The 26,268-nt window shown below is 45.6% G+C and carries 28 protein-coding genes; all 28 read right to left on the bottom strand.

The annotated features are described in order from the left end of the window. Positions 1-465 precede the first annotated feature (465 nt). The 28 genes from DVB69_RS13140 to rho all read right to left on the bottom strand — a co-directional run bounded on the left by DVB69_RS13140 (position 466) and on the right by rho (position 26,248). Positions 466-1,125: a M23 family metallopeptidase gene (locus DVB69_RS13140; RefSeq protein WP_116019569.1), complete on the bottom strand. Its 660-nt coding sequence runs from the start codon at positions 1,123-1,125 to the stop codon at positions 466-468. Between the two features lie 32 nt (positions 1,126-1,157). Next, the gene (gene spoIID, locus DVB69_RS13145) at positions 1,158-2,105 is read right to left on the bottom strand and encodes a stage II sporulation protein D (RefSeq protein WP_116019570.1); all 948 of its coding nucleotides are present in this window, start codon (positions 2,103-2,105) and stop codon (positions 1,158-1,160) included. 166 nt (positions 2,106-2,271) lie between these two features. Beyond that, positions 2,272-3,573 (bottom strand): UDP-N-acetylglucosamine 1-carboxyvinyltransferase, encoded by a 1,302-nt coding sequence (gene murA, locus DVB69_RS13150; RefSeq protein WP_116019571.1) that lies wholly within the window; start codon positions 3,571-3,573, stop codon positions 2,272-2,274. 365 nt (positions 3,574-3,938) lie between these two features. Beyond that, the gene (locus DVB69_RS13155) at positions 3,939-4,172 is read right to left on the bottom strand and encodes a DUF1146 family protein (protein WP_370452983.1); all 234 of its coding nucleotides are present in this window, start codon (positions 4,170-4,172) and stop codon (positions 3,939-3,941) included. A gap of 106 nt (positions 4,173-4,278) precedes the next feature. Next, positions 4,279-4,677 carry a F0F1 ATP synthase subunit epsilon gene (locus DVB69_RS13160; RefSeq protein WP_116019573.1) on the bottom strand — a complete coding sequence of 133 codons (399 nt, stop codon included), beginning with the start codon at positions 4,675-4,677 and terminating at the stop codon, positions 4,279-4,281. Between the two features lie 21 nt (positions 4,678-4,698). After that, positions 4,699-6,114, bottom strand: coding sequence for a F0F1 ATP synthase subunit beta (gene atpD / locus DVB69_RS13165; protein ID WP_116019574.1), 1,416 nt, complete (start codon positions 6,112-6,114; stop codon positions 4,699-4,701). Positions 6,115-6,157: 43 nt separating this feature from the next. Next, on the bottom strand, positions 6,158-7,015 hold the full coding sequence (gene atpG, locus DVB69_RS13170; RefSeq protein WP_116019575.1) for an ATP synthase F1 subunit gamma: 858 nt from the start codon (positions 7,013-7,015) through the stop codon (positions 6,158-6,160). A gap of 48 nt (positions 7,016-7,063) precedes the next feature. After that, entirely contained in the window at positions 7,064-8,575 is a 1,512-nt protein-coding gene (gene atpA / locus DVB69_RS13175; RefSeq protein WP_116019576.1) for a F0F1 ATP synthase subunit alpha, read from the bottom strand. A 27-nt stretch (positions 8,576-8,602) separates the two neighbouring features. Then, positions 8,603-9,139, bottom strand: a complete 537-nt coding sequence (locus tag DVB69_RS13180) for a F0F1 ATP synthase subunit delta (protein ID WP_116019577.1) — start codon at positions 9,137-9,139, stop codon at positions 8,603-8,605. Next, a complete protein-coding gene (atpF, locus tag DVB69_RS13185) occupies positions 9,136-9,687 on the bottom strand; it encodes a F0F1 ATP synthase subunit B (protein ID WP_370452984.1) in 552 nt (183 codons plus the stop codon). The genes DVB69_RS13180 and atpF overlap by 4 nt, the downstream gene beginning before the upstream one ends. A gap of 257 nt (positions 9,688-9,944) precedes the next feature. Continuing rightward, on the bottom strand, positions 9,945-10,169 hold the full coding sequence (atpE, locus tag DVB69_RS13190; RefSeq protein WP_116019578.1) for a F0F1 ATP synthase subunit C: 225 nt from the start codon (positions 10,167-10,169) through the stop codon (positions 9,945-9,947). Between the two features lie 64 nt (positions 10,170-10,233). Continuing rightward, entirely contained in the window at positions 10,234-10,944 is a 711-nt protein-coding gene (gene atpB / locus DVB69_RS13195) for a F0F1 ATP synthase subunit A (RefSeq protein WP_116019579.1), read from the bottom strand. Positions 10,945-10,973: 29 nt separating this feature from the next. Further along, positions 10,974-11,345, bottom strand: a complete 372-nt coding sequence (locus tag DVB69_RS13200) for an ATP synthase subunit I (RefSeq protein WP_116019580.1) — start codon at positions 11,343-11,345, stop codon at positions 10,974-10,976. A gap of 709 nt (positions 11,346-12,054) precedes the next feature. Continuing rightward, positions 12,055-13,155, bottom strand: a complete 1,101-nt coding sequence (wecB, locus tag DVB69_RS13205; protein WP_370452992.1) for a non-hydrolyzing UDP-N-acetylglucosamine 2-epimerase — start codon at positions 13,153-13,155, stop codon at positions 12,055-12,057. Between the two features lie 41 nt (positions 13,156-13,196). Next, entirely contained in the window at positions 13,197-13,826 is a 630-nt protein-coding gene (gene upp, locus DVB69_RS13210) for a uracil phosphoribosyltransferase (RefSeq protein WP_116019582.1), read from the bottom strand. 589 nt (positions 13,827-14,415) lie between these two features. Then, positions 14,416-15,669, bottom strand: a complete 1,254-nt coding sequence (gene glyA, locus DVB69_RS13215; protein WP_116019583.1) for a serine hydroxymethyltransferase — start codon at positions 15,667-15,669, stop codon at positions 14,416-14,418. Between the two features lie 57 nt (positions 15,670-15,726). Beyond that, positions 15,727-16,272, bottom strand: coding sequence for a TIGR01440 family protein (locus DVB69_RS13220; protein ID WP_116019584.1), 546 nt, complete (start codon positions 16,270-16,272; stop codon positions 15,727-15,729). A 17-nt stretch (positions 16,273-16,289) separates the two neighbouring features. Next, positions 16,290-16,730 carry a ribose 5-phosphate isomerase B gene (gene rpiB / locus DVB69_RS13225; protein ID WP_116019585.1) on the bottom strand — a complete coding sequence of 147 codons (441 nt, stop codon included), beginning with the start codon at positions 16,728-16,730 and terminating at the stop codon, positions 16,290-16,292. A 172-nt stretch (positions 16,731-16,902) separates the two neighbouring features. Next, positions 16,903-18,195, bottom strand: coding sequence for a methyl-accepting chemotaxis protein (locus tag DVB69_RS13230; protein WP_116019586.1), 1,293 nt, complete (start codon positions 18,193-18,195; stop codon positions 16,903-16,905). Then, a complete protein-coding gene (locus DVB69_RS13235; protein ID WP_116019587.1) occupies positions 18,192-18,635 on the bottom strand; it encodes a low molecular weight protein arginine phosphatase in 444 nt (147 codons plus the stop codon). Before DVB69_RS13235 ends, DVB69_RS13230 begins: the two co-directional genes overlap by 4 nt. A gap of 54 nt (positions 18,636-18,689) precedes the next feature. Then, positions 18,690-19,190, bottom strand: a complete 501-nt coding sequence (locus DVB69_RS13240) for a manganese efflux pump MntP (RefSeq protein WP_158541093.1) — start codon at positions 19,188-19,190, stop codon at positions 18,690-18,692. Between the two features lie 111 nt (positions 19,191-19,301). Beyond that, entirely contained in the window at positions 19,302-20,330 is a 1,029-nt protein-coding gene (locus DVB69_RS13245; protein WP_116019589.1) for an L-threonylcarbamoyladenylate synthase, read from the bottom strand. 60 nt (positions 20,331-20,390) lie between these two features. Further along, positions 20,391-20,975 (bottom strand): stage II sporulation protein R, encoded by a 585-nt coding sequence (locus DVB69_RS13250; RefSeq protein ID WP_116019590.1) that lies wholly within the window; start codon positions 20,973-20,975, stop codon positions 20,391-20,393. Positions 20,976-21,022: 47 nt separating this feature from the next. Further along, the gene (gene prmC / locus DVB69_RS13255; protein WP_116019591.1) at positions 21,023-21,874 is read right to left on the bottom strand and encodes a peptide chain release factor N(5)-glutamine methyltransferase; all 852 of its coding nucleotides are present in this window, start codon (positions 21,872-21,874) and stop codon (positions 21,023-21,025) included. Further along, complete coding sequence (gene prfA / locus DVB69_RS13260) at positions 21,867-22,943, bottom strand: peptide chain release factor 1 (protein WP_116019592.1); 1,077 nt, start codon at positions 22,941-22,943, stop codon at positions 21,867-21,869. Before prfA ends, prmC begins: the two co-directional genes overlap by 8 nt. A gap of 161 nt (positions 22,944-23,104) precedes the next feature. Continuing rightward, positions 23,105-23,707 (bottom strand): thymidine kinase, encoded by a 603-nt coding sequence (locus DVB69_RS13265; RefSeq protein WP_116019593.1) that lies wholly within the window; start codon positions 23,705-23,707, stop codon positions 23,105-23,107. 102 nt (positions 23,708-23,809) lie between these two features. Continuing rightward, positions 23,810-24,022: a 50S ribosomal protein L31 gene (gene rpmE, locus DVB69_RS13270; RefSeq protein WP_116019594.1), complete on the bottom strand. Its 213-nt coding sequence runs from the start codon at positions 24,020-24,022 to the stop codon at positions 23,810-23,812. A gap of 942 nt (positions 24,023-24,964) precedes the next feature. Further along, positions 24,965-26,248, bottom strand: a complete 1,284-nt coding sequence (rho, locus tag DVB69_RS13275; protein WP_116019595.1) for a transcription termination factor Rho — start codon at positions 26,246-26,248, stop codon at positions 24,965-24,967. Positions 26,249-26,268 lie beyond the last annotated feature (20 nt).

A 26,268-nucleotide genomic window follows, 5' to 3' on the forward strand; every position in this document is an offset into this window, starting at 1 on the left:
TATCCATGTCTAAGGTAAAATTAAGTTGGGCCATTTTCCATTCCTCCAATGTTATCGTCGCTGAAAACATTTTATCACAGGAATGGAAAGGCCTTTTCCTATTTACACAATTATATGGACTTCACCGGATTATAAGCACTTTCACAGCTTTATGAGCACTTCTCAAGATTTATGATCACTTTCACAGCTTTATGAGCACTTCTCAAGATTTATGATCACTTTCATAGCTTTATGAGCACTTCTCGAGAGTTATGATCACTTTCACAGCTTTATGAGCACTTCTCAAGATTTATGATCACTTTCACAGCTTTATGAGCACTTCCCATGGTTTATGATCACTTTCACAAGTTTATGGGCACGACCCACGTATTATGAGCACATCACAAGTTTCCCAGTCAGCTTCCCCTCTGTTTATTCGCACAAAAAAACCTGCCGGGAGGATGGCAGGTTGGCTCAAAGAGTCATTTAAAAGGCCAAGAAGGAACGGGGATTCACAGCTACATCGTCTTTTTGTACTTCGAAGTGCAAGTGGACGCCCGCTTCTGGGTTCCATTCGTTTTCTGCAGTTTGCGCTAGAGCTTCACCCTGCTGAATCTCGTCACCCTCTTTTACGAGAATGCCAGTGACGGAACGGTAGATCGTTTTCAATCCATCTTTGTGAGAGAGCACGATTTCACTACCTTTGAATGGATCCGAGACGATTTGTTCTACTTTTCCACTCATTGCTGCCATTACTTCGAACGGTTTGCCGTCGACCGCAATCGTTACGCCTTCATTTGTAACATATGTCTGTTTAAATACGAGTAGTGCGTTCTCACGACTGGATGCATCGGCTTTTGCATCATAGAAGTCCTGAATAATGGCAACTTGGTCGAGAAGTTCTTCATCAAACGGGTATTTCAATGTTTCGTTTGATGCGTTTGTTTCCAATGTGACTTCTTCTTTCGCCTTTTCTTTGTCTACGGCTGCCTGCTCACCGGTATCTGGTTTCGTCAATGCATTATATCCCCATACCATTCCAACGAACAACAGGGCAAAGCTTGCATAGATTGATGGCCAGAACCAGTTGCTTTTCGTGCTCTTGTTTTTCTGAGAAGGGGCGTTCGGTTTTTTTTCTTCTCTCATTTATGATCACCTCACTCGCTATTCTCTGCAAGTTAAGGATTTTTTAAACATTCCTCTTTCGATTTTTCAAAAGTTTTTATTTCTGTGCCGGTATAGTAGTGTTTGACAATCTGTTCTGCGGTCCATCCCTTTTTCGCGTAAGCTTCTGCGCCGTTTTGACTCATGCCGACGCCGTGACCGTATCCTTTCGTCGTAATGTGGACGATTTTGTTTGTCACATCGAACCCTACATTGAAGTCAGTGGAAGGAAGCTTAAGCTTTTCACGCACTTCGCGACCGCTTGTTTCGAATGTGCCAGATAGTACGCTTTGAACGCGCCCCGTCTCATTTCTGACGAGCTGAAGTGCACGGAAATCGTCCTCTTTCCATGATGTCCCTAGTTTTTGATTCCATTCAGTCAGGGGCATATTGACTGTACGTTCCACTTCTTCAGATACAGTTTGTTCGTCGGGGCTGTCCACACTTTGTAGATAGGGAACTGAATTGCCTGTGAAGTTCTCAGCAGTTTCCGTCTGACCGTTTGAAGTAGAGAAGAACATGGCCGTAATCATTTGTTCGTCGTGTATGATGATGGAGCCTGCTGTTTCCTCAACGGCTTGCTGAATTTTTTGTTCGTTTTCTTTGAAGCTTTTTCCCCACCGTTCTTTCCGTTCTTTTTCGTTGGAGTAGACTTGTGATTTAACGTCCCGACCGATCGGTTTTGTGCCTTCTGCCGTTTCTTTGAGTGCGTAAGTGCGTGCTGCAATCGCTTGTGCTTTCAGGGCTTCTAGTGAGTAAGCGACTGGCATTTCAGATGCGACGACTCCGATAATGTACTCTTCAAGTGGCAGTGGCTTGTCCTCTCCTTCTACTGTAATTTCGGTCTCACAAGCTATTTCCTCGGATGGCTTAGCGTCTAGTGGTCTGTTGTACTTCAAGTTTAGAAGCACAGGTATAAAAAATAGGAAAATGATGAATACTACTAATAGTCTTTTGTCCATGTTGCATGGTATGTTTTCTTACCTCCAATTATGATGATGTTTTTGACTTTCACAGAACTGGAGTCTCTCGTGACCTGTCGACACCAAACGACAACAACTTTAAAACACGTTTAAATTTAGGCAAACAAAAAACTGCCCCTCTTAAAAGGGACAGCTTTACTTCATATTATGAATGCACGACTTCTGTATCTGCTGTTTCAGATTCGCTAGAAACACGGCTGATATCTGCGCCGAGTGCCTTCAGTTTCTGATGGAAGTTTACGTAGCCACGATCTAAGTGAATGAGTTCAGTGACTCTCGTAACACCTTCTGCGACAAGTCCAGCAAGGATGAGTGCAGCTGCAGCGCGAAGATCGGTTGCTGCTACTTCAGCGCCTTGTAGGTTTGAGGGTCCGTTCATGATAACTGAACGACCTTCGATTTTAATATCAGCATTCATACGGCGGAATTCTTCCACGTGCATGAAACGGTTTTCAAATACTGTTTCTGTTAGAACACCAGTACCTTCTGCTTTCAACATAAGTGCCATCATTTGTGACTGCATGTCTGTTGGGAAACCAGGGTGTGGCATTGTTTTCAAGTCAACCGACTTCAATGGATGCTGCGCAGTAATGCGAAGACCTTCATCAAGTTCAGTAATGACAACGCCCATTTCTTGGAGCTTAGAGATTAGCGCTGCATTGTGCTCAGGCAACGCGTTTTCAATCGTCACGTCTCCGCCTGTAATTGCTGCAGCGACCATGAATGTACCTGTTTCGATACGGTCAGGAATGATGTTGTGAACCGCACCGACTAATTTTTTCACGCCTTCGATACGGATAACGTCTGTTCCAGCACCGATAACTCTACCGCCCATTTCGTTGATAAAGTTCGCGAGGTCAACAATTTCAGGCTCTTTTGCCGCATTTTCAATCAATGTCGTTCCAGTAGCGAGTGCAGCTGCAGTCATGATGTTCTCAGTTGCGCCAACACTAGGGAAGTCGAGATAGATTTTTGCACCTTCAAGACCATTCTTTGCTCGTGCTTCAACAAATCCGTGGCCAAACGAAATATCTGCGCCCATTGCTTCGAATCCTTTTAAGTGCTGGTCAATCGGACGTGATCCAATTGCACAGCCACCCGGCATTGCCACACGTGCAAAGCCATTACGCGCTAGAAGTGGACCCATTACTAGAATGGATGCGCGCATTTTGCGTACGTATTCGAATTGTGCTTCACTTGTAAGTGTCTCCGTGGAATCAATGATTAGCTCGCCAATTTCAGGTTTATATTCTGTTTTTGCATATAAGCTTTTAAGCACTTCATTAATTGTGCGAACATCCGAAAGATTCGGTACTTCTCGGATGACATTGACGCCCTCAGTAGCAAGCAACGCAGCCGCGAGTATCGGCAACACTGCGTTCTTAGCTCCTTCTACCCGCACAGTACCGTGCAGTTGTCGCCCACCATTAATAATAATTTTATCCAAAACAAGCCCCTCCGACTCAAAGTTATAATTCGTTCTTAAACGTGACAAGTTTACATATCCAAAAACCCATTAGTTATACTAGTAAAAATCATCCAAACTCAGTCCATTGTACAACGTCACGCTCCACTTCACAAGCGCCATTGTGACCCTTTCCGACAAAACATAGCTATAATCTAAATTATGTACAGTTAGGATGTCCTGTGTGGGTATTTTACAATTTCTTTATGACTGACATATTACAAAGAGGTTACATTCAACTTTGTTCCCCAGTGCTGGTACAGGTAAACCTATCTCATCAAATTCTAATGAAGTAATTCGTCTCATTGCCCCAGAGGCACCAGTTGTCTTCGCGGCGATAAGACGGATCATCCAAAGATGAAAGGAAGTCTTCCCGACCAATAGGATATGTCTAAAAGGAAATTTGATACTGAAGAACCGATGGCAATACTCAACAAAATAAATAATAATTGTGTTTGAAATACACGATTTTTACGAATAATAGCTTGTGGTAATATCGCTTGCAAAGCAAAAAACGAAACCCCTATGAAAAAAATATGTGATCCGAGTGCTAATAATGGATTAACGCCAAGTGCATCCATAGTCATCTACTCCCGATGCGTACTTCTTATGACGAAGTACGTTTTTTGTATTCCTTAAAAAAATCGGACAGAAGATACTCCTCTGTCCGATTCGCTCGTCTCCGCTTTACATGCCGGAAACTCTAATGCGGTTAATGGCCCTACGTAAATTAAGTTCAGCCATTTGATGCTCCAACTTGTTCGTTATCTGCTGGAGTTCAACTTCTGCCTTACGTTTCGCAAGTTCAGCACGTGCTAAGTCGATGCCAGAAGCAAGTTCTGCACTTTGGGCAAGCACTGTGACAACATCCGGACGGACTTCCAAGAAGCCGCCGTTTACTGCCACATGTTCTGTTGAATTGCCGTTTTTCAGACGAAGTGCGCCGATGTCAAGTGGAGCTACCATTGCGATGTGTCCTGGTAAAATACCAAGCTCACCCGTTTCGGTAACAGCTATCACCATATCTGCTTCAGTTTCGCTGATAGGGCCGTCGGGAGTGACGATATTAACTTTTATCTTCATAATTTTCCCTCCTGGTCCCTTTTATTAGACTTCTACGCCCATTGCTTTTGCTTTAGCCACAACTTCTTCGATGCGTCCAACAAGTCGGAATGCATCTTCAGGAATGTGGTCGTATTTGCCTTCAAGGATACCCTTAAAGCCTTGTACAGTTTCAGCAACCGGAACGTACGAACCTTTTTGGCCCGTGAATTGCTCGGCAACGTGGAAGTTTTGTGATAGGAAGAACTGAACACGACGCGCGCGATCAACGATCTGCTTGTCATCTTCACTCAACTCATCCATCCCTAGGATTGCGATGATGTCTTGAAGTTCACGGTAACGTTGCAACGTACGTTGTACTTGAGTTGCGATGTCATAGTGTTCTTTACCAACGATATCTGTGCTAAGTGCACGTGAACTCGAAGCAAGTGGATCCACCGCTGGGTAGATACCCATCTCAGATAATTTACGCTCAAGGTTCGTCGTTGCATCAAGGTGAGCAAACGTCGTTGCAGGAGCTGGATCTGTATAGTCATCGGCTGGTACATAGATCGCTTGGATCGATGTAACTGAACCTTTGTTAGTTGAAGTAATACGCTCTTGAAGCTGACCCATTTCAGTTGCCAATGTCGGCTGGTAACCAACCGCTGATGGCATACGACCAAGTAGGGCAGAAACTTCAGAACCAGCTTGTGTGAAACGGTAGATGTTATCGATGAAGAGCAGAACGTCAGCGCCCTGTTCGTCACGGAAGTGCTCTGCCATTGTCAAACCAGTCAAAGCAACACGCATACGTGCACCAGGTGGCTCGTTCATTTGACCGAAGACCATCGCCGTTTTCTTAATAACGCCTGAATCCGTCATTTCGTAGTACAAGTCATTTCCTTCACGAGTACGCTCTCCAACACCAGCGAATACCGAGATACCGCCGTGCTCTTGTGCGATGTTGTTGATCAGTTCCTGGATTAGAACGGTTTTACCTACGCCCGCTCCGCCGAAGAGACCGATCTTACCACCCTTGATGTAAGGGGCAAGTAAGTCAACGACTTTAATACCTGTTTCAAGAATTTCTACTTTCGTAGAAAGGAATTCAAATGATGGTGCTTCACGGTGAATCGGATCGCGTTGGACGTCTGCCGCTAACGGCGCTCCAAGATCGATTTCCTCACCAAGAACATTGAATACTCGTCCGAGTGTAACGTCTCCAACAGGTACTGAGATTGGCGCGCCCATATCTGTTACTTCTTCGCCGCGTCTCAAACCATCTGTAGAGGACATTGCAATCGTACGTACAGAATCGTCTCCAAGGTGCAAGGCCACTTCAAGTGTGAGCGTTTCTGCTTCAGCACCTGGGCGATTGATTTGGACTTTCAGGGAGTTATAGATCTGTGGAAGTTGGCCATCCGCAAAGCGAACGTCAACAACTGGACCCATTACCTGAAGAATTTGTCCTTTACTCATGCTTTTCCCTCCTGTCGTACTGGTACGTTCGTTTTCGTTACGCCTATTCGAGCGCTGCAACGCCTGCAACGATTTCCGTAATTTCTTGGGTAATCGCAGCTTGACGGGCACGGTTGAATACAAGCGTCAAGTCATCTATCAAATCAGTTGCATTATCTGTAGCAGTTTTCATCGCAGTCATACTGGAAGCATGTTCGCTTGCTTTCCCATCAAGGACCGCTCCGAAAATGAGGCTCTCCGCATATTGCGGCAATAAGGATTCAAGAATCACTTCCGCAGAAGGTTCGAATTCATAAGATGAGCTCACTCCAGATGGTTCTAGATCAGTTAGCGGAAGCAATTTTCGTTCCGTCGCTTCGTTGGAGATGGCGGAGACGAAATGGTTGTAATAAAGGTACAACTCATCGTAATTGCCTTCCGTGAACATGCCAACAGCTTTATTCGCGATGTTTTTTATCTCTTCGAACGAAGGGTGATCAGACACACCTACAAGGCTCTCTTCAACTTGGAATCCGAGACGTCTAAAGAAATCAGTTCCTTTACTTCCGATTACGAAGAGCACGATTTCATCTTTAGATGCATGGCGTGCTTCGATTGCACGCTTCGCTTTACGTAGAATGTTGGCGTTGTACCCTCCAACAAGTCCACGGTCAGAAGTGACGATGATATATCCCGTCTTCTTGACTGGGCGAGTAACGAGCATCGGGTGTGCAGAGTTTTGAGACGCTGCAGCGATAGATCCGACCACTTCTTCAATCTTGTCCATGTACGGTACGAATTTCTTCGCGTTTGCTTCCGCACGGCTCAATTTTGAAGCAGAGACCATTTGCATCGCTTTTGTGATCTGCCGTGTACTCTTCGTCGATTTAATGCGCTGTTCTACCTCGCGTAATGAGGCCATTGGCTATTCACCACCTTTTAGTTTTAGTCCCGTAATCCGTTACTTAACTTATTGTCCAGAAACCGCAAAGTTCTTTTTGAACTCATTGATCGCTGCTGCAAATACGTCATCTGCAGGAAGACCTTTCGTAGTACGGATCGTTTCCAATACGTCAGTGTGGTTGCTTTCAAGCCAAATCGTGATTTCACTTTCAAAGCGAAGAATATCTTTAACTGGGATATCATCTAAGAATCCACGAGTTAGTGCGTAAAGAATTACGACTTGATGTTCAACCTTAACCGGCTTGTTCAAATCTTGCTTCAAGACTTCAACAGTACGGTGTCCACGGTCAAGTTTCGCTTTAGTAGCGGGGTCAAGATCTGATCCAAATGCAGAGAACGCTTCAAGTTCACGGAACGCAGCAAGGTCAAGACGCAGTGTTCCTGCAACCTTTTTCATTGCTTTGATCTGTGCAGATCCACCTACACGGGATACGGAAAGACCAGCATTGATTGCTGGGCGTACACCTGAGAAGAATAGATCGGACTGAAGGAAAATCTGACCATCTGTGATGGAGATTACGTTCGTCGGAATGTATGCAGAGATATCGCCTGCTTGTGTTTCAACAAATGGCAAGGCTGTAATTGAACCGCCACCAAGTGAGTCGTTCAATTTTGCAGCACGCTCGAGTAAACGAGAGTGCAAGTAGAATACATCTCCTGGGTATGCTTCGCGACCTGGAGGACGGCGTAGCAACAAAGAAAGCTCACGGTATGCAGCAGCTTGTTTAGAAAGATCATCATAGACGATCAAAACGTGCTTGCCTTGGAACATGAACTCTTCACCCATTGTAATACCTGCATAAGGAGCAAGGTAAAGAAGTGGTGATGGTTGTGATGCAGAAGCAGTTACAACGATTGTGTAGTCAAGCGCTCCGTTTTCACGAAGTGTTTCAACAACACCACGAACTGTAGATTCCTTCTGACCAATTGCTACATAGATACAGATCATATCCTGATCCGCTTGGTTAAGAATTGTATCGATCGCTACAGTAGTCTTACCTGTTTGGCGGTCACCGATGATCAATTCACGTTGTCCACGACCGATTGGAACAAGTGCGTCAATCGCCTTGATACCTGTCTGAAGTGGCTCATCAACCGATTTACGAGCCATAACGCCTTGCGCTGGGCTTTCGATCGGACGAGTTTTAGTAGTGTTAATCGGACCGAGTCCATCCACTGGTTGTCCAAGTGAATTGACGACGCGTCCAATCAATGCTTCTCCAACTGGAACTTCCATGATACGGCCTGTACGACGTACTTCATCGCCTTCTTTGATGTCTTTGTATGGTCCAAGGATAACGATACCTACGTTGTTCGCTTCCAAGTTTTGCGCCATACCAAGTACACCAGTGGAGAACTCTAGGAGTTCGCCGGCCATGACATTGTCGAGACCATGAGCACGGGCGATACCGTCACCTACTGCGAGAACAGTACCTACTTCGCTAACTTCCATCTCAGACTGATAGCCTGCAATCTGCTGCTTAATCAGTGTGCTGATTTCTTCAGCTTTAATGCCCATGTATGTCACCCCTCATCTTTTAAGATTTTAACCAATCAACGCACGTTGCAGTTTAGCAAGCTTGCTGCTGATGCTGCTGTCGAAGATTCGGTTTCCGATCTGAAGGCGAATGCCTCCGATCAATTTTGGTTCAATAATTGTTTGAATACGAAGCGATTGTTTGCCAACTTTATGGGCAAACGCGCTGGAAATTGCTGTTTCTTCCTGTTCAGTAAGTGGACGGATTGCATAGACTGTCGCTTCCGCAACACCGGATGCATCATTCGCTAACTGGTGGAATTCTTCAAGAACGTCGCTAAGTTCATCCATACGATCCGCATCGAGCATCACGTATAGTGCATTAAGCAATAACTCTTGTGCACCTGGCAGGATGTTAGCAATCAATTCCCTTTTTTTGACCAATGACAGTTGTGGTAAGCTCATAAGCTCCTCGAAGTCTTTGTTGCCGCTGAGTGCTACTTGAAGCTCTCGAACGTCAGTGTGGACTGCGAGCAAGACGCCTTGTTCCTGAGCTGCTTTGAACAACCCAGTTGCATAACGTTCCGCTACGATAGAACGGCTCATCGGCCTTCCCCTGCCTTCACAATCGTTTCTTCGATCAATGCGCGGTTATCCTCCTCGGATACTTCTTTACCGAGTACTTTAGACGCTGCCATGATCGAAAGAGATACGAATTCTTCGCGGACAGCCGCGATTGCTTTTTCTCTTTCTGTTGCGATTTCGAGCGCTGCGCTCTCTTTCAAACGACCCACTTCTGCGCGTGTCGTGTGAAGGAGTTCCTCACGCTGTGCTTCGCCTTGCTTTTTCGCGTTTTCAACGATTGATTGCGCGTTTGTATGTGCTTCTTTTAAAAGAGCGCGTTGCTCTTCTAACAATTTCTGCGAGTCTAGACGACTTTGTTCAGCCGCTTCGATTTCGTTAGCAATCATTTCAGCACGCTGATCCATAATCCCCATCAATGGTCCCCATGCGAATTTCTTCAAAAGAAGCATGAGAATTGTGAAGAAGACCACTGTTGCAATGATATCACCTAAGTTCAGCCGTTGGTTCAGGCTGGATAAGAATCCTGAGTCAGCATTGCTTGACAAAAGGACGAAGGTATCCAAAAACACGATTGTTTCACTCCCTTCAAAAACTTACGTCTGATGTACAAACGTTTTGGTTAGAATGATTGGTTCGAGCACATGATTGGCCCGATATCCCCTGACATAAACGAATGGCGAAGGATAAATCTTTTTCCATTCTTCGCCATTGTTTAACGTTCTTATAAAGTGGTTAGATAATAGAAGGAGTCATACAGGCTGGCAAGACCGCTTAGCAGCCCAGGCCCTATCCGTTTCATTAACTACCTTAGTTGGATCTGTGTAAATTACTTGTTCATAACGATGAAAGCGATAACTGTAGCGATGATTGGCAAAGCCTCAACCAATGCAACACCGATGAACATTGTTGTTTGAAGAACGCCACGTGCTTCTGGTTGACGAGCAATCCCCTCAACTGTCTTTGAAACGATTAAACCGTTACCGATACCAGCGCCGAGTGCGCCAAGACCAACTGCGATAGCTGCTGCTAATAGACCTAATGAACCTGTCATAGTGTTATTTCCTCCTAGTATTGTTTAGTTTGGTAGTGCGTGTTCCCGCATGCGGGATTTATGTTTAGTGATCCGTCGACACTTTGTGCGACATATAAACCATCGTCAACATAACAAAAATGAATGCCTGGATTGCTCCGATGAAAATCGAGAACCCTTGCCAAGCGAGTGCAGGAACGATTGCTCCGACGAATCCACCGAAGCTGCCGGCTGCAAGTGTCGCGAGAAGTCCAATCAGGATCTCACCCGCAAAGATGTTACCGTAAAGACGAAGACCGAGTGTCAACGTATTTGCGAATTCTTCAATGATCTTCAGTGGCGCCAAAAACGGCATCGGCTGAAGGTAAGTTTTGAAGTATCCTTTAGCACCGAGCATCTTTACACCATAGAAGTGCGTCAAGATAATAACAGTTGCTGCCAACGTCATCGCAATGACTGGATCGGCTGTCGGTGATTTCCACCAAAGGTACCCATCCCATTGAATAGAAAATGGTAACCCTAGCATATTGGCAACAAACACGAACATGATAAGCGTGATGCCGAGTACGTGGAAACGGCCGCCTGTTTTCCAGTCCATGTTGTTTTTAATAATGCCCTTCACGAAGTCCATAATCCATTCCATGAAGTTCTGCATGCCCGTCGGTTTCATCTGCATCTTCCGTGTAGCAAGAACAGCAATGATGAACACGATGAGACACGTAACAAATAGCATCAAAATGTTAGCCGGGTTGAAGCTTATACCGAAGAGATCAAGATTCGGATTTTTATGTTCCACGTTTCGTTCACCTCCCTTTTGTGATCAGCTTAAGAATGATGCTTCATATGATAAAAAATCCTATCGAACAGCAATAGAGCATATGGAATCATCAAACCAATCACAGTACTGATCAGATTGAAGTATTCTGGCATCGACATCGCGATGGCGGCCGCAGCCACTCCGGAAGCGAAACGCAATCCCGAACCGAGCGAAACCTTTTTGCCCTGATCCAGTTTCTTGTCGAATTGTTCCATTCTACGGATAAGTATCCAGAAATTATACAACCCGAAGATTAATCCTAGCAAAAGACCAGCAAAAATCTCCTTCGCTCCCGTAAAGGCCCAGCCTAAAATCAGCAATGCGAGCAAAAAAAATAGAGCTCTCTTTTGCCTTGCGAAAATTTCCTGCATTGTCTGCATGGTAGGTGAGTCTCCTATTACGATAAGTTTAGTTAGAAACTGAAACGTTCGACGTTTGGTTGAAAAGTCGAACAACGAGCGGGTTCGCAGGTTAGTACGCGTTGGCTTATCCCTAGTTTTACGGCAACCACTTACTGATCAGATGTCTCGGGAAGTACCGGGACTAAGAATGGTAAGAAAAGTGCCGCCTGCTTGGCGCTCACCAGGACACGTTGTCCAACGTACCGCACAGATGCCCATAAATTCAAGTGCGATAGGCTACGAGTGATGATAGAACTTAGCCAAAAAATCAAGCGGTTTCAGCTGATTCATCTATGTATAAACCCTATCATTATTACCCTCTGTAAGCATACAATAGCAGTATTTTGATGTCAATTGATTCCCGTGAAATTCTTCACATACTCTAAGGACTGTCAAACAATCGACACACTTCCTGAGTAAATAGTTGTATTTCTTTAAATCTGTGAATTATCGATTGTTTGACGTGCGAATTTTCACAACAATTTGTGCGTGTTTATGCACACGAAGAGATAGGATTCAGGATTCAGGCTTGCACATAGCCAGGTCCTCTCTCCCTTAGACTAGCAATAATCCGGTAAGTTGTTTAATTGGGCATTCTATTTCAAATCAAAAGAGATAGGTTGCCATAAATAGAAATACAAAAAGCAGAGGGTTGTTAGCCTCTGCTTTTTCTCTAACTTTTATACAATTAATTTTGTTCGTTTAAGTATTTTTTTAGCGCTTCTACGATTCGTTCGGATGCGTGACCGTCTCCGTATGGATTGGACGCTTTTGCCATGGATTCGTATGCGGTTTGGTCTGATAGAAGTTCGTCTGCCATGTTAAAGATCGTATCTTCGTCAGTACCCGCTAATTTGAGTGTTCCTGCGTCGATTCCTTCTGGTCGTTCTGTTGTGTCGCGAAGGACGATAACGGGTTTCCCAAGTGAAGGGGCTTCTTCTTGGATGCCGCCAGAATCGGTCAAGATGATATGTGACCGTGCTGCAAAGTTATGGAAGTCCACAACTTCGAGTGGCTCGATTAAGTGAATTCGATCGTTATTGCCGAGCAATTCATCTGCAACTTCACGGACTGCAGGGTTCATGTGCACGGGATAAATCACTTGAATGTCTCCGTGTTTTTCAAGTAGGCGGTTAATCGCGCGGAACATGTTACGCATTGGATCCCCTAAGTTTTCGCGACGGTGTGCGGTCAACAGGACAAGTCGGTCATTCCCGAGTTTCTCAAAAATCGGATGCGTGTACGTGTCATCGACAGTTGTATGTAGCGCATCGATCGCCGTATTCCCCGTGATGTAGATCCGGTTTTCCGGCTTTCCTTCATTAATCAGGTTTTGCGCCGACTTTTCTGTTGGTGAGAAATGAAGGTCTGCAATGACGCCCGTTAGCTGACGATTCATCTCTTCCGGATATGGTGAGTATTTGTCCCATGTACGAAGACCCGCTTCGACGTGTCCAACTGCAATTTTGTTATAAAATGCTGCGAGACTGCCGACAAATGTGGTTGCTGTGTCCCCGTGAACGAGGACGATATCCGGTTGTGCTTCTTTCATGATTCCATCAAGCCCTTCAAGACCACGTGTTGCCACGTCGATAAGGGTTTGACGATCTTTCATAATGTTGAGATCGAAATCTGGTGTGATACCGAACGTTTTCAGCACTTGGTCCAACATTTCGCGGTGCTGCGCAGTTACAGTTACAATCGATTCAATTTCGTCTTCATGCTTTTGCAGTTCGAGAACGAGTGGTGCCATTTTGATGGCCTCCGGTCGCGTTCCGAAAATAGTCATTACTTTCCATTTACGTTTCAAACTGTTCACGCCTTCCCCAATTATTTGGTTCCGAACAAACGGTCCCCAGCGTCGCCGAGGCCTGGTACGATGTAGCCATGATCGTTCAGTTTTTCATCAAGTGCTGCGATGTATACGTCTACGTCAGGGTGTGCATCTGTAAATACTTTCACGCCTTCAGGAGCTGCGATAAGACACATAAACTTAATTTGTTTCGCTCCACGTTTTTTCAATGAGTTGACCGCTTCTACTGCCGTTCCACCTGTAGCAAGCATCGGGTCAACGACGATCAATTCACGTTCAGAAACGTCAGACGGCAACTTCACGAAATATTCATGGGGTTGAAGCGTTTCCGGATCGCGGAATAAACCAACATGTCCCACTCTTGCTGCTGGGATAAGCTTTAGGATGCCATCTACCATTCCAATACCCGCACGTAAAATCGGTACGATTCCGAGTTTTTTCCCTGCAAGTACGTTCGATTTCGCCATGCAAACCGGCGTTTCAACGTCTACTTCCTGGAGGGGGAGCTCTCGTGTAATTTCAAAAGCCATCAATGTTGCAACTTCGTCTACGAGTTCGCGGAATTCTTTTGTTCCGGTGTTTACGTCGCGGATGAATGTAAGTTTGTGCTGAATGAGCGGGTGATCGAATACGTGTACTTTAGCCATTAGAATCGCTCCTTTTACTTTGTCCAATACAGTATACCAGAATGACGGCGCTAGTGGTTGGTTGGCGCGGCGTTTAGAATTCGCGGAACATTTACGCGGTTGAGAAGTGTTATTTTTGCGTTGTTACTCATTTGAATCAGATTGTCCGACACCCATCGTAGGTTCTCGATCACTTAGTGCCCTTTACCAATCAAGTCTTTGCATTTCTCCATCACTTAGCAGGATTTCTCCGACACTTAGCGAATTTTCTCGATAACAGTAAGCAATTCAACCGCTTTAAGGGATTAATTGGGTGCGCTTCGCTTGTTTAGGGATGGGCTATTTCATAGTAAGAGGACGTTTCTGGTTAGACTATGCTTTCGATCAGTTATGGGGAAATGTCCGACACTAAGGAGAGGTTGTTCATCACTCAAAGTAATTTCTCCATCACTTAGCAGAATTTCTCCGACACCTAGCGAAGTTTCTCGATAACAGTAAGCAATTCAACCAATTTTAGGGATTAATTAGCATCGCTTCGCTTGCACAAGTGGTCCACTCAATTTTATCCACCAAAAAACCGCCATCACAAGGATGGCGGCTTTGCTAACATTTATGCATACAGCGCGTGTTGATCAGTAAGTGCTTTGACGCGTTGTTTTGCTTCTTCTTTCACAGCATCATCTTCGTGGTTTTTCAAGAGTTTCGCGATGATCGCGCCGACTTCTTTCATGTCGTCTTCTTTGAAACCACGTGATGTCACGGCTGGTGTACCGATTCGGATACCTGAAGTAACGAATGGGCTTTCTTTATCGAATGGAACCGTGTTTTTGTTAACAGTGATTCCGCATTCATCCAATACATGCTCTGCAACTTTCCCTGTTAAGCCAAGGCTTGTCAAGTTCAATAGAAGCAAGTGATTGTCTGTTCCGCCTGAAACGATGCCGATGCCTTCAGCAACAAGAGTTTCGCCGAGAGCGACCGCATTCTTTTTCACTTGCTGTATATATGTCTTGAAATCAGGTCGTAACGCTTCGCCAAATGCGACTGCTTTAGCAGCGATGACGTGCATCAATGGACCACCTTGCACACCCGGGAAGATTGTTTTGTCGACTTTTTTGCCGTATTGCTCTGCGAACTCTTCGTTGATCAAAATGAGTCCACCACGTGGTCCACGCAATGTTTTGTGTGTTGTAGACGTTACGAAATGTGCATGTGGGACTGGGCTGTTGTGTTCGCCGACTGCAACGAGTCCAGCGATATGCGCCATATCCACCATTAAGAATGCGCCGACTTCATCTGCAATTTCACGGAATTTCTTGAAATCGATTTCGCGTGGGTATGCACTTGCGCCCGCTACGATCATCTTCGGCTTGTGCTCGAGTGCTTTTTGCCGGACGTCTTCGTAGTCGATGCGCTCGTCCTGCTCGCTTACACCATACTCAACAAAGTTGTACAACTTCCCGGAGAAGTTTACCGGGCTTCCGTGTGTTAAGTGTCCGCCGTGTGAGAGGTTCATCCCAAGGACGGTATCGCCTGGCTCAAGTACTGTGAAGTAGACTGCCATGTTCGCTTGTGCTCCTGAGTGTGCTTGAACGTTTGCATACGCTGCACCGAATAGCTCTTTCACTCGGTCACGAGCAATGTTTTCAACGACATCGACGTGTTCGCAGCCGCCATAATAGCGCTTGCCTGGATAGCCTTCAGCGTATTTGTTCGTCAAGTAGGAGCCTTGTGCTTCCATGACCGCTTCAGAGACAAAGTTTTCTGATGCAATCAATTCGATATTAGCGTTCTGTCGATTCTTTTCCGCCATTATTGCTTCAAAAACAGCACTATCTTCGCGTTTCACATTGCTCAAATCCATGTTCATTTCCCCTTTAGCGTCTATTATTTTCATTCTCTCAAAGCATGATGCCTTGAGTTATTCGTACTGCGCTCGAACTCCACCGATTAGTTTCGGTCGAGTGGTCGCACAGGTAACGATGGCTTCACCAATCTGTTTAACGGATGTGCGGATCGGGATTGCAACCGGTTTTAATTGCATGCCGATCAACGTTTGTCCAATGTCAATCCCGGCATTTGCACGGATGGATTCGACGACGACCGCATCATCTAAATGCTCGTATGCATAAGCAGACATTGAACCGCCTGCAGTCTGAACGGGCACAACAGAAACCGGTTCAAGTGCATACTTTTCAGCTGCTTTTCGCTCGATTGTAAGGGCACGGTTAATATGTTCGCACCCTTGGAAAGCGAGATGTAGCTGATGCTTCGTTGCAAATTGAGAGAGGGGTTCATAGAGCGCTTGAGCTACTTCGAGCGCGCCGGCCGTCCCAATTCGTTTACCTGCCACTTCAGAAGTGGAACAGCCTACGACAAAAAGAGTGCCAGGTACTGGCGGAGCGAGTTCCGCAAGTTCTGCGAGTGCTTGTTCCAGCTGCAGTCTCCATAAGATATATGCATCCATGTCTCTCCCCCGCTTTCTTAGTTGTTTTCGAGTTTCATCAACTTTTCGATGCGGCGTTCGTGTCTGCCACCTTCGAAAGGTGTTTCCAACCATGTTTGAACGATTTCACGTGCTAATCCTGGGCCGATAACGCGTTCACCCATTGCCAAAACGTTAGAATCGTTATGACCTCTTGTTGCTTTGGCGCTGAATACGTCGTGAACGAGTGCACAACGGATGCCATTTACTTTATTGGCCGCGATCGACATGCCGATACCAGTACCACAGATGAGGATACCTTTATCGAATTCCCCTGATACAACGCCTTTTGTGACGGGTGCGGCGTAGTCTGGGTAGTCAACGGACTGACCGGATTCCGGACCGAAGTCTTCGAATTCAATGTTTAGTTCTGTCAGTAGTTGTTTAATTTCATGGCGCAAGTTGTTCCCGCCGTGATCTGAAGAAATCGCAAGTTTCATGTGCGTCCCTCTTTTCATAATATACTTACAACTAATTCTATCATTGTTCCTAAAAAAAACACAGTACGAAGTAATGTGAGAGATTCTTCTGGTTTTTGGATGATTTGTGACTATGAAGGTCACGCCTAAAAAGATTTTTTCCATACAAAAAGCCGGCACATGGCCGACTTTCTTATTGAGACGTATCGAATTGGCGGATCACATCATAAAGAGCTTCAGACTGCCCTTTGAGTTCACTTGCCAAGATACTTGTTTGTTCGATTGAGTGCGCTTGTTCTTCAGTTGCGGCTTGTACTTCTTCAGCACCTGCAGAGGTTTCTTCTGCAATCGCTGCAACTTCTTGAGATTGATGAGCGGTTTGCTCAATTTTGCTGAGCTGATGTTCCACTAGCTCCGTTATTCCAGTGATGGACCCTGCCATATCAGTGACAGTTGTCGCCATCGCGATAATACTTTTGTTGGTTTCATCTGCTCGACCAGCTTCTTTGGCAGCGGTTTTCACTTGTGCTTCCATTTCTTTCACGACTTTCGTGACGTCTGCTTGAATAGTGCTCACGAGGCCGCCTATCATATGGACGGATTTCGCACTTTCATCCGCAAGGACGCGGACTTCTTCTGCAACCACGGCGAAGCCTTTTCCGTGTTCTCCTGCACGCGCAGCTTCAATGGAAGCATTCAGCGCTAGTAAATTGGTCTGATCTGCAATGTTGCCAACGAGTTGCACGATTTCACCAATCTTTTGTGCATTTCTATCGAGGTCCCGGATTGTTGTAAGGGACTCTTCGCTTTGTGTGGACATTTCACGGATACCGCCGACAAGTGTTCGGTATGCATCCGTTGTCCGTTTCAATTCAGCGAGCATATCGTTCGATTGCTTGGACGATTGGTCTGCGCGATTATTGACATCTGAAGCGAGTGTGCGAATGTCTTCCATCGCTTCTGCCGTTTCTTGGATTGCAACGGCTGACGCTTCTGCCCCAGATGAAATTTCAATTATTGTTGAAGCAATTGCATCCGCCTGGTTGGAAGCGGATCCTGTTTCGTTATGCAAAGTATCTACGGAGCGTGATGTTTTTTCAAAGTTGGTTTCAATCTGCCCTACGATTCCTCTTAAGTTGACAACGACTTGTTGGAACGCTTCTGCAACGGATCGGATTTCATCTGATGAGTTTGGCAATTCTATGTCTGTACCAATTTTCCCGTCGGCAATCCGCATCGCTTCTGATTCAAGTTTTTGGAGAGGTTTCGTTAAAATGGTACTGAAAAGTGCCGCGAGTACTGCAGACCAAAAAATCCCCATTCCATATGTCATAATTCCAAACCACATCGGGTTAGCATTCGGGAAAAATTGAGGTTGTAAAATGTTAATGAACACCGCACTTGTTGAATATGTCACCATCGCAAGAACCGTCACGAATATGACGAGTTTCCATTTCAGTCCGAACTTTTTCTTTGTCTCAGTCATTTCTGTTCCCCCATTAACTTGCGCGCTAGCACATCAATCTGATCGGACAACTCCTCAAACGTCTGTTGGTAGACTTCGGGATTTCCGCCATAAGGATCTTGAACATCGTATTCGGCTGCTCCTACGTACTCTTTCAATGTTAAGATCTTGTTGGATTCGTTCGGAACGGCAATTCGGAGCATATCTCGATGGGCTACTGTCATTGTAAGAATGAGATCAGCCCACGCTAAATCTCGATCTTTAAAGCGACGTGAGGTTGGCGTTACCGGCATTCCGTGTTTCTCTAATAAATAACGGGAATGATTGGAAATAAGAACACCATCTGTTGCATAAAGACCCGCCGAGCGAACTGAAACACCTTCAAGTTGCTTCGATTTCAATATTCCTTCTGCTAGCGGACTTCTACATGTATTTCCGGTACAAATAAAGCAAATATTCATTACGATCACCCATCTTCATCATAACCTATATATCCCAAAATCGAAACAGTTATTTTAAGAAATCCATGCCAATATCCCCATTCCGATTAAGACAATTCCGGCAAAACGTCGTAAATTTTTTCTAGAATGTGGTGTTATTGTTAAGTTCGTCCTCAATGCAAAGTAAGAAAGAACTAATGACATAACCCCAGTTGATACAATGAAAAGCCATTTATCCAAATGCATTAATCCAAAAGACATACTTACTGAAAAACCATCCAAACTAACTGCGATCGCAATTAGCAAAGGGCCCGTTACTTTGGATGCACCCGGGTCTTCTTCTTGCAACAGCATATGCAATCCAATTAGTCCCAGTAATACACCCGAAAGCATTCCGCTCCATTCTGAAAACAGTTGAGCTGAAAGTTCCCCCGCCATAAATCCTAGTAGAGGAAACGCGACATTTAAGAACGCTGTCCACAGGGCAATCAACCATTTCCGCTTTCGAACATGCAGTAATGTATAGATGACGAGGATATCGATTGTCGTCACTCCAGCTGCAATGATTTCTACCAATAGAAGAACCTCCCCTAAGTTTACGCCAGTCCATCTTATGCGGCGCCAAGGGAGGCCATTCATGAAAGTTATTTAATTTTTCTTCGCATGGTAACTAGAGGATTTAATCACTTACATTGAAAATCGTTTTCCGTCTGCCGCCTTTTTCAAACGGTTCATGACGGCAATCCCCATGCCTTCAGGAGGGGCTTCGACTGCGAGTATTACGTCTGCTTCAGTTTCATCACATTTACGAAGCACATCATATAGATTCGATGCTAACTGACTCGGATCTGCATATGCGCCTGTTGCAAAATACCAGGAAGACTTGTCCGTTTTCAACTCGTCAGGTCCGATAACAGCCACTTTCTTACCTTCATCCTTTAGCACCTTTACTGCTTGTTCAATCTGGGTCCGATCCGGTTCAATCAACCACACGGGTGCATCCGGGGAATAATGCATGTATTTCATGCCAGGAGCACGCGGGGCATCCGATTCTTCTACACGGGTCTCTGAACGAACAGGGCCAATGACTGCTTCGATCATGTCAACAGTTATCCCGCCTGGTCTCAAAATCGCAGGGGGATTCGATGTCATATCGATGACTGTCGACTCCACTCCTACACCTGTTGCACCGCCATCTAAAATGAATGGAATCCTTCCATCTAAGTCACGTGCGACATGACTTGCTCTTGTCGGACTCGGTTTACCACTTCGATTTGCGCTTGGCGCAGCTAGAGGCCCCCCTAGAAGTCGTAACAACTTCAGCGCAACTGGATGATCAGGCATCCTCAATCCGACTGTCCCTAATCCAACGGTGACACTTTCTGCTATGACGCCAGGCTTTTCGTTGAAAATCAACGTTAGTGGCCCCGGCCAAAATGCTTCCATTAAGAGGAGCGCACTTTCAGGAATTTCTGCCGCATACGTGTTCACTTCTTCTTTAGTTCCTATATGTACGATCAGTGGATTGTCAGATGGGCGACCTTTTGCTTCAAATATCCGCTTTGTCGCATTTGGATCAGTAGCGAGTGCACCGAGTCCATACACCGTTTCGGTTGGAAATGCTACAAGGCCTCCATTTCGTAAACAATCCACAGTTTGTTGATAACTATGATGGTTATCAACACCTTTATCCACTTTTAACGTCTGGGTGTTCATAATCTCATCTCCCTTTTCACAGCTTTCAATAAAGTTATCCACATTTTCCAGTGGATATCCTCATTCGAACCAAGAAGTTATCCACTCCCAGACGAAGAATTTTACTTCTTCTTCACTCTCTACAGTCTCTTCTTCTGGGTAACATACTTTCGGAAAAATGGAACACCACCAGTTCGCTCCACGCCCACTTCCGATCGTCAAGACGTATGCTTCATACACGTCTTGAGGATAAATTTCGAAGCCTACTCGCTTTGCTGGAAACAGCGCATTTTTCCGTTCAAGAGTAACGATGCGATCCGGTGAATACAAGTTTGCAGCAGCGAGCATATCCGCTTCCAGTCCCTCAAGTTCAATGAGCAGTTCTTCTTCAGTAGTTGTTCGTGCAATCGCACCTGCAATCATTGGCTCTATTGATTGTTGAATACGGACTTTGATGGCTTGATCTGCAGGAGCATCCGAGTGTGCAAGAATACGATAGCGAATCGGCTCTTCACTTGTATGTTCTTGAAAGAGTGTGAGAACTGCCTGAATCATAACAAGTATTAGAATGAATTCTATAAGAGCAATCGCTTTTTTTCTCCATTTATAGTTCGTTTCAGTTGTCAATATCGGTTGTTGTGCGAGCTGTGGATAATCTGGTAACATGTCATCCCCTCCTGTCCTTCATTGTTGACAGGTTAAGAGAGGTTTATTCACTGAATCTCACAAAATATCATTCGATCTTTTCCATTCAAGTCTTGAACGACTTCAATCTTGCTTTTCGGAAAGGCATTCTGAAAGAGTTGTTGCACGGCTGTTCCTTGCAGATAGCCAATTTCCAGACCAATCAACGCGGGTTTGTTCATAATCTCAGGGAGTGTTTCCGCAAGCTTTCGATAGAGTACGAGACCATTTTCTTCGGCAAAGAGTGCTCCGTGTGGTTCGTAATCCAATACAGTAGACGACATGGATGACGCTTCGTCCGCACCTATATATGGTGGATTAGACAAAATGATATCCCACTTTTCGGTTTGTAGCGGTTGCGCTAAGTCCCCTTGCAAAAATGTGATGTTCGCATCATTCCGCTCTGCATTCCTACGGGCAATCGAAAGAGCCGCTCCACTGATATCCGTTGCGGTCACTTGTGCATTCGGGTATTCCAGCTTGAAGGTCACCGCGATTGCACCACTGCCCGTTCCTATATCGGATACATGTATCGTCCCATTTCCAAAAAGTTTGGTGGCGCGATGCAAAGCACCCTGAACGAGTTCTTCCGTTTCAGGTCTCGGGATAAGTACGTCTTTAGAGACGGTAAACGGTCGTCCGTAAAACCACTCTTCCCCGATTATGTGTTGGATCGGCTTGCCTGTCAGGAGTTCCGCTGAAAGATGTTCGAATTGCAGTGCCTGTTGCTCAGTGAGCGGTTCACGTAAATCCGCGAGAATGGAGGCTCGGGACTTTTGTGTTACGTGCTCTAGGAGTAGAAATGCCGTGTTGACGTCGAGTCCTTTCTTACCAAGGTCAGTTTCTAACCTTTTTATTACCTGATGGATCGTCTCAGTCATTGGATTCCAAGCTTTCTAAGCGCCGCGCCTGGTCTTCGAGCGTGAGCGCTTCCATCAGTTCATCCATTTTCCCTTCGATAATCTGATCCAATTTTTGAATAGTGAAGCCGATCCGGTGATCCGTGACACGGTTTTGTGGGAAGTTGTACGTGCGAATGCGTTCAGAGCGGTCTCCTGTACCGACTGCTGATTTCCGTTTTTCATCATACTCCGCTTGCGCTTCGGATTGAAATTTATCATAAACACGAGCACGTAAGACTTTCATCGCTTTCTCTTTGTTTTTGATTTGCGATTTTTCATCCTGAATTGAAACTGTAATGCCTGTCGGTAAGTGTGTGAGTCGGACCGCAGACATCGTCGTGTTGACGGATTGACCGCCAGGACCTGATGATGCAAACGTGTCAGTTCTGATGTCTTTGTCATGTAGTTCAATTTCGACTTCTTCCGCTTCTGGTAGGACCGCTACAGTCGCTGTAGATGTGTGGATACGGCCGCCCGATTCTGTTTCCGGAACGCGTTGTACCCTATGAGCACCATTTTCAAATTTCAGTTTGGAGAATGCACCATTTCCGCTGACCATGAAAATGATTTCCTTAAACCCGCCCAGTTCAGTAGGTGCGGAGTCCATCACTTCGATTTTCCAATGGTTGAGTTCTGCAAATCGACTATACATCCGGTACAGTTTCGCAGCAAATAATGCAGCTTCATCTCCCCCAGCAGCACCTCGGATTTCCATAATGACGTTCTTGCCGTCATTCGGGTCTTTCGGTACGAGCAACAGCTTAAGACGCTCTTCCAGTGTTTCAATAATTACCGCAAGCTCTGAGAGTTCAGCTTTGATCAGCTCTTCCATATCGGCGTCTGTCGATTCTTCAAGCATTTCTTTGGCGTCCATCTTCGCTCCTGTAGCTTGTTTATATTCCCGATAGGCATCCACGGTTTCCTGAAGGTCCGATTGTTCCTTTGAATAGGTACGGAGTTTGTTCAGGTCACTGACGACATCGGGATCGCTCAGCAGTTCGTTCAGTTTATCGTATCGGTCTTCGACGGCTTGGAGTCTATCATACATGATCGATTCACCTCTAATTAGTTTGGTCTTAGTGTTATTGTACGGTATTGGGGAGTGTAAATATACAGTGCACGCACCGTTAGCGAGCCGAGCGGAGATTTTTTCTTAGATAAAGCAACAAAGAGACAATCTGCCAGGCAGCTTGTCTCTTCGGCGTGTTGTTATTCTGCGTGCATTTGTATGGAAACGCCTTTTGGTACATCGTGGTGCATGCGGCATCTTGGTTCGTACGCTTCGGATGCACCCACTAGAATAATGGGGTCATCGACGCCTGCGGGTTTTCCATTAATGAGACGTTGCGTTCGGCTTGAAGGGGAACCACAAACTGTGCAGACAGCTTGCAGCTTCGTTACGATTTCTGCAATCGCCATCAATCTAGGCATAGGACCGAATGGCTCTCCGCGGAAGTCCTGATCGAGACCTGCCACAATCACACGGAAGCCGTGGTTCGCAAGTTCCATAACGGCATCAACAATTCCATCGTCAAAGAATTGGGCTTCGTCGATTGCGATGACGTCACAGTCGTCGGTCACTTGGGCCATAATATCAGCAGAACATGCGACGGGTAATGCAATCACAGTTGTCCCATTATGGCTGACTACTGCTTCTTCACTATACCGATTGTCGAGTTCCGGTTTAAAGACAGCGATTTTTTGTTTGGCAAATTGGGAGCGGCGGATTCTGCGAATAAGTTCTTCCGATTTCCCGGAGAACATACTTCCACAAATGACTTCAATCCATCCGCCTTGCATGGAAACGTACATGGTAAATCCCCTTTCGTCTATCTGAAAAATAAGGATAAGTTGCTCGTTAAACCAAAATTCCCGTCCGGCGCAATGCACCGGACGGGAACTGGAAAGCCGTTCTTACTTGCCTTCTTCTTTGAGGCCATATTTCTTGTTGAAGCGGTCGACGCGGCCGTCCGCTGCAGCAAATTTCTGGCGTCCAGTGTAGAATGGGTGGCATTCTGAACAAACTTCGATTTTAATGTCTTCTTTGACAGAACCTGTTTCGAATGTGTTACCACATGAACATGAAACAGTTGATAGTTTGTAATCTGGGTGAATTCCTACTTTCATCGGTCTCTCTCCTCTCGCCCTGAACCATCTGGTACAGAGTTTTTATTCTGGTCAGCTTGCGCCTTCCCAGTAAAAGACAGATGCCTTACACGACCCGTGTATGTCAGTCGTATATGAATCATATGAGTTAATTTTATCAAATTGTGTAGATGTATGCAAGGTTTTTGTTTGAGAAGTTTTGTGAGTAGACTGCGTTGACTTTCGTTTCATGTGGACACTTTCCGGGGCTTGATTTCAGCCTCCTCGGTCGCTTCGCTCTCTGCGCGGTAATCTGCGCTGATCCCCAGGAGTCGCCACCTTTCACTACAATCAACTGATATTGTATGCGCTCGTCTATCGCTAAATCAAGGAGTACATATCGGTTGTGTCATTTGAGCAGGAATTTCTCATAACACTCGGCTTTTATGCGCAAAAGTCATGCTGTGAGCTACTTTCCGCTTCAGGGTAGTCTTTGTTAAAGAGAAAAACCCTTATTCACGGAGACTTCGCTCATAAATCACGGAATGTGATCATAAAAGCGGTATTCTGCTCATAAAATCCAGAAAGTGATCATAAGTCACGGATTCCGCTCATAACTCCAGAAAAGTGATCATAAAACCAAAATAATGATCATAAATCATGAAAAGTGATCATAAACTTACGGACAACTATTCGTGCCTACGAATTCCATGCTCATTTCCCTGTTGCGCAGATAAAAACAGGCAGCCATCTATTGGCTGCCTGCTTTTGGGGTCGTTTCGGTCTTTCAGTAAAGGCAAAGTACGCCTTTTTGGGTTGTCTTCCAACGCCTGTCGGGACTCCCAAGCTGACTGCGCTTTTGGGTTCATCCAGCTCCGTCAGCTAGTCCCTCGGGGTCGTTTCGGTCTTTCAGTAAAGGCATAGTGCGCCTTTTCTTCAAGCCCTCCAACGCCTGTCGGGACTTCCAAGCTGACTGCGCTTTTGTTAGAGTAGTCCTTTTCCGTTACGTTGGTTTTTCATATCGCCGTTTAGTTTCTCGAAGAATTCGGCGTTGGATTTGGATTGTCGGAGTTTCTTTAGGAAGCGTTCTCCAAAGTCGTGTGCGTCGGAAAATGTTTTTCGAATTGCCCATAGTTTTTCCAGTTGGTTGGCCGGAACGAGAAGTTCTTCTTTCCGGGTTCCTGAGCGACGGATGTCGATGGCTGGGAAGATTCTGCGTTCAGCGAGTGTTCGATCCAAGTGCAGTTCCAAGTTACCGGTTCCTTTGAATTCCTCGTAGATGACTTCGTCCATTCGTGAGCCTGTGTCGATGAGGGCTGTGGCTAGAATGGTCAAGCTACCGCCTTCTTCCAAGTTTCGTGCCGCTCCGAAAAATCGTTTCGGACGGTGGAAAGCAGCTGGGTCAATCCCTCCGGATAACGTACGACCGCTCGGTGGGATGATCAGATTATAGGCCCGTGCCAGTCGTGTAATGGAGTCCATAAGAATGACGACATCGCGTTTATGTTCGACCAGTCGCATTGCTCGCTCCAGCACTAATTCCGCCACTTTCACATGATTTTCAGGGACTTCGTCGAATGTGGAACTGACGACGTCTGCATCTACGGAACGTTCGATGTCCGTCACTTCTTCGGGACGTTCGTCAATAAGTAAAACGATCAGTTCCGTGTCAGGATGATTTGTCGTAATCGCATTTGCGATCTCTTTCAATAGCATCGTTTTACCTGCTTTTGGTGGCGCGACGATCAAACCACGTTGACCAAAACCGACTGGTGATACTAAGTCCATAATTCTTGTGGATAGATTACTCGAATCTGTTTCCAGCTTAATGTGACGCGTCGGATAGAGTGGCGTCAATGCTGGGAAGTGGACGCGTTCACGCGCGACTTCAGGGTTTTGTCCGTTGACCGCTTCAACTTGAAGGAGGCCATAATAGCGTTCGTTCTCTTTTGGTGGACGTACTTTTCCAGTGACCTTGTCCCCGTTCCGTAAGTCGAATCGACGGATCTGAGATGCTGAAATGTAGATATCTTCGGAACTCGATGAGTAGTTGATCGGCCGTAAGAAGCCATACCCTTCGGATTGAATGATTTCTAGTACGCCTTCCATGAAGAAGAAGCCTTCTTGTTCAGCACGTGATTTCAGTATGGAAAAGATTAGTTCTTTTTTAGTCAGTTTGCTGTAATAGCTAATTTTATATTCCTTGGCCAATGCATAAAGCTCTTTGAGCGTCATGTTCTCCAAGTCAGCTAGGGTTATCATTGTCATTATTGGCACCACTCTTTTAA

This window comes from Sporosarcina sp. BI001-red (genome assembly GCF_003384035.1).
Classification (GTDB): Bacteria; Bacillota; Bacilli; order Bacillales_A; family Planococcaceae; genus Sporosarcina.

What these genes read in the sequence shown, in the direction of transcription:
- DVB69_RS13140 (WP_116019569.1), bottom strand. Translation starts at nt 1,125, where the DNA reads ATGAGAGAAGAAAAAAAACCGAACGCCCCTTCTCAGAAAAACAAGAGC.
- spoIID (WP_116019570.1), bottom strand. Translation starts at nt 2,105, where the DNA reads ATGGACAAAAGACTATTAGTAGTATTCATCATTTTCCTATTTTTTATA.
- DVB69_RS13155 (WP_370452983.1), bottom strand. Translation starts at nt 4,172, where the DNA reads ATGGATGCACTTGGCGTTAATCCATTATTAGCACTCGGATCACATATT.
- atpD (WP_116019574.1), bottom strand. Translation starts at nt 6,114, where the DNA reads ATGAGTAAAGGACAAATTCTTCAGGTAATGGGTCCAGTTGTTGACGTT.
- atpG (WP_116019575.1), bottom strand. Translation starts at nt 7,015, where the DNA reads ATGGCCTCATTACGCGAGGTAGAACAGCGCATTAAATCGACGAAGAGT.
- atpA (WP_116019576.1), bottom strand. Translation starts at nt 8,575, where the DNA reads ATGGGCATTAAAGCTGAAGAAATCAGCACACTGATTAAGCAGCAGATT.
- DVB69_RS13180 (WP_116019577.1), bottom strand. Translation starts at nt 9,139, where the DNA reads ATGAGCCGTTCTATCGTAGCGGAACGTTATGCAACTGGGTTGTTCAAA.
- atpE (WP_116019578.1), bottom strand. Translation starts at nt 10,169, where the DNA reads ATGACAGGTTCATTAGGTCTATTAGCAGCAGCTATCGCAGTTGGTCTT.
- DVB69_RS13200 (WP_116019580.1), bottom strand. Translation starts at nt 11,345, where the DNA reads ATGCAGACAATGCAGGAAATTTTCGCAAGGCAAAAGAGAGCTCTATTT.
- wecB (WP_370452992.1), bottom strand. Translation starts at nt 13,155, where the DNA reads ATGACTATTTTCGGAACGCGACCGGAGGCCATCAAAATGGCACCACTC.
- upp (WP_116019582.1), bottom strand. Translation starts at nt 13,826, where the DNA reads ATGGCTAAAGTACACGTATTCGATCACCCGCTCATTCAGCACAAACTT.
- glyA (WP_116019583.1), bottom strand. Translation starts at nt 15,669, where the DNA reads ATGGATTTGAGCAATGTGAAACGCGAAGATAGTGCTGTTTTTGAAGCA.
- DVB69_RS13220 (WP_116019584.1), bottom strand. Translation starts at nt 16,272, where the DNA reads ATGGATGCATATATCTTATGGAGACTGCAGCTGGAACAAGCACTCGCA.
- rpiB (WP_116019585.1), bottom strand. Translation starts at nt 16,730, where the DNA reads ATGAAACTTGCGATTTCTTCAGATCACGGCGGGAACAACTTGCGCCAT.
- DVB69_RS13230 (WP_116019586.1), bottom strand. Translation starts at nt 18,195, where the DNA reads ATGACTGAGACAAAGAAAAAGTTCGGACTGAAATGGAAACTCGTCATA.
- DVB69_RS13235 (WP_116019587.1), bottom strand. Translation starts at nt 18,635, where the DNA reads ATGAATATTTGCTTTATTTGTACCGGAAATACATGTAGAAGTCCGCTA.
- DVB69_RS13245 (WP_116019589.1), bottom strand. Translation starts at nt 20,330, where the DNA reads ATGAACACCCAGACGTTAAAAGTGGATAAAGGTGTTGATAACCATCAT.
- DVB69_RS13250 (WP_116019590.1), bottom strand. Translation starts at nt 20,975, where the DNA reads ATGTTACCAGATTATCCACAGCTCGCACAACAACCGATATTGACAACT.
- prmC (WP_116019591.1), bottom strand. Translation starts at nt 21,874, where the DNA reads ATGACTGAGACGATCCATCAGGTAATAAAAAGGTTAGAAACTGACCTT.
- prfA (WP_116019592.1), bottom strand. Translation starts at nt 22,943, where the DNA reads ATGTATGATAGACTCCAAGCCGTCGAAGACCGATACGATAAACTGAAC.
- DVB69_RS13265 (WP_116019593.1), bottom strand. Translation starts at nt 23,707, where the DNA reads ATGTACGTTTCCATGCAAGGCGGATGGATTGAAGTCATTTGTGGAAGT.
- rpmE (WP_116019594.1), bottom strand. Translation starts at nt 24,022, where the DNA reads ATGAAAGTAGGAATTCACCCAGATTACAAACTATCAACTGTTTCATGT.
- rho (WP_116019595.1), bottom strand. Translation starts at nt 26,248, where the DNA reads ATGACAATGATAACCCTAGCTGACTTGGAGAACATGACGCTCAAAGAG.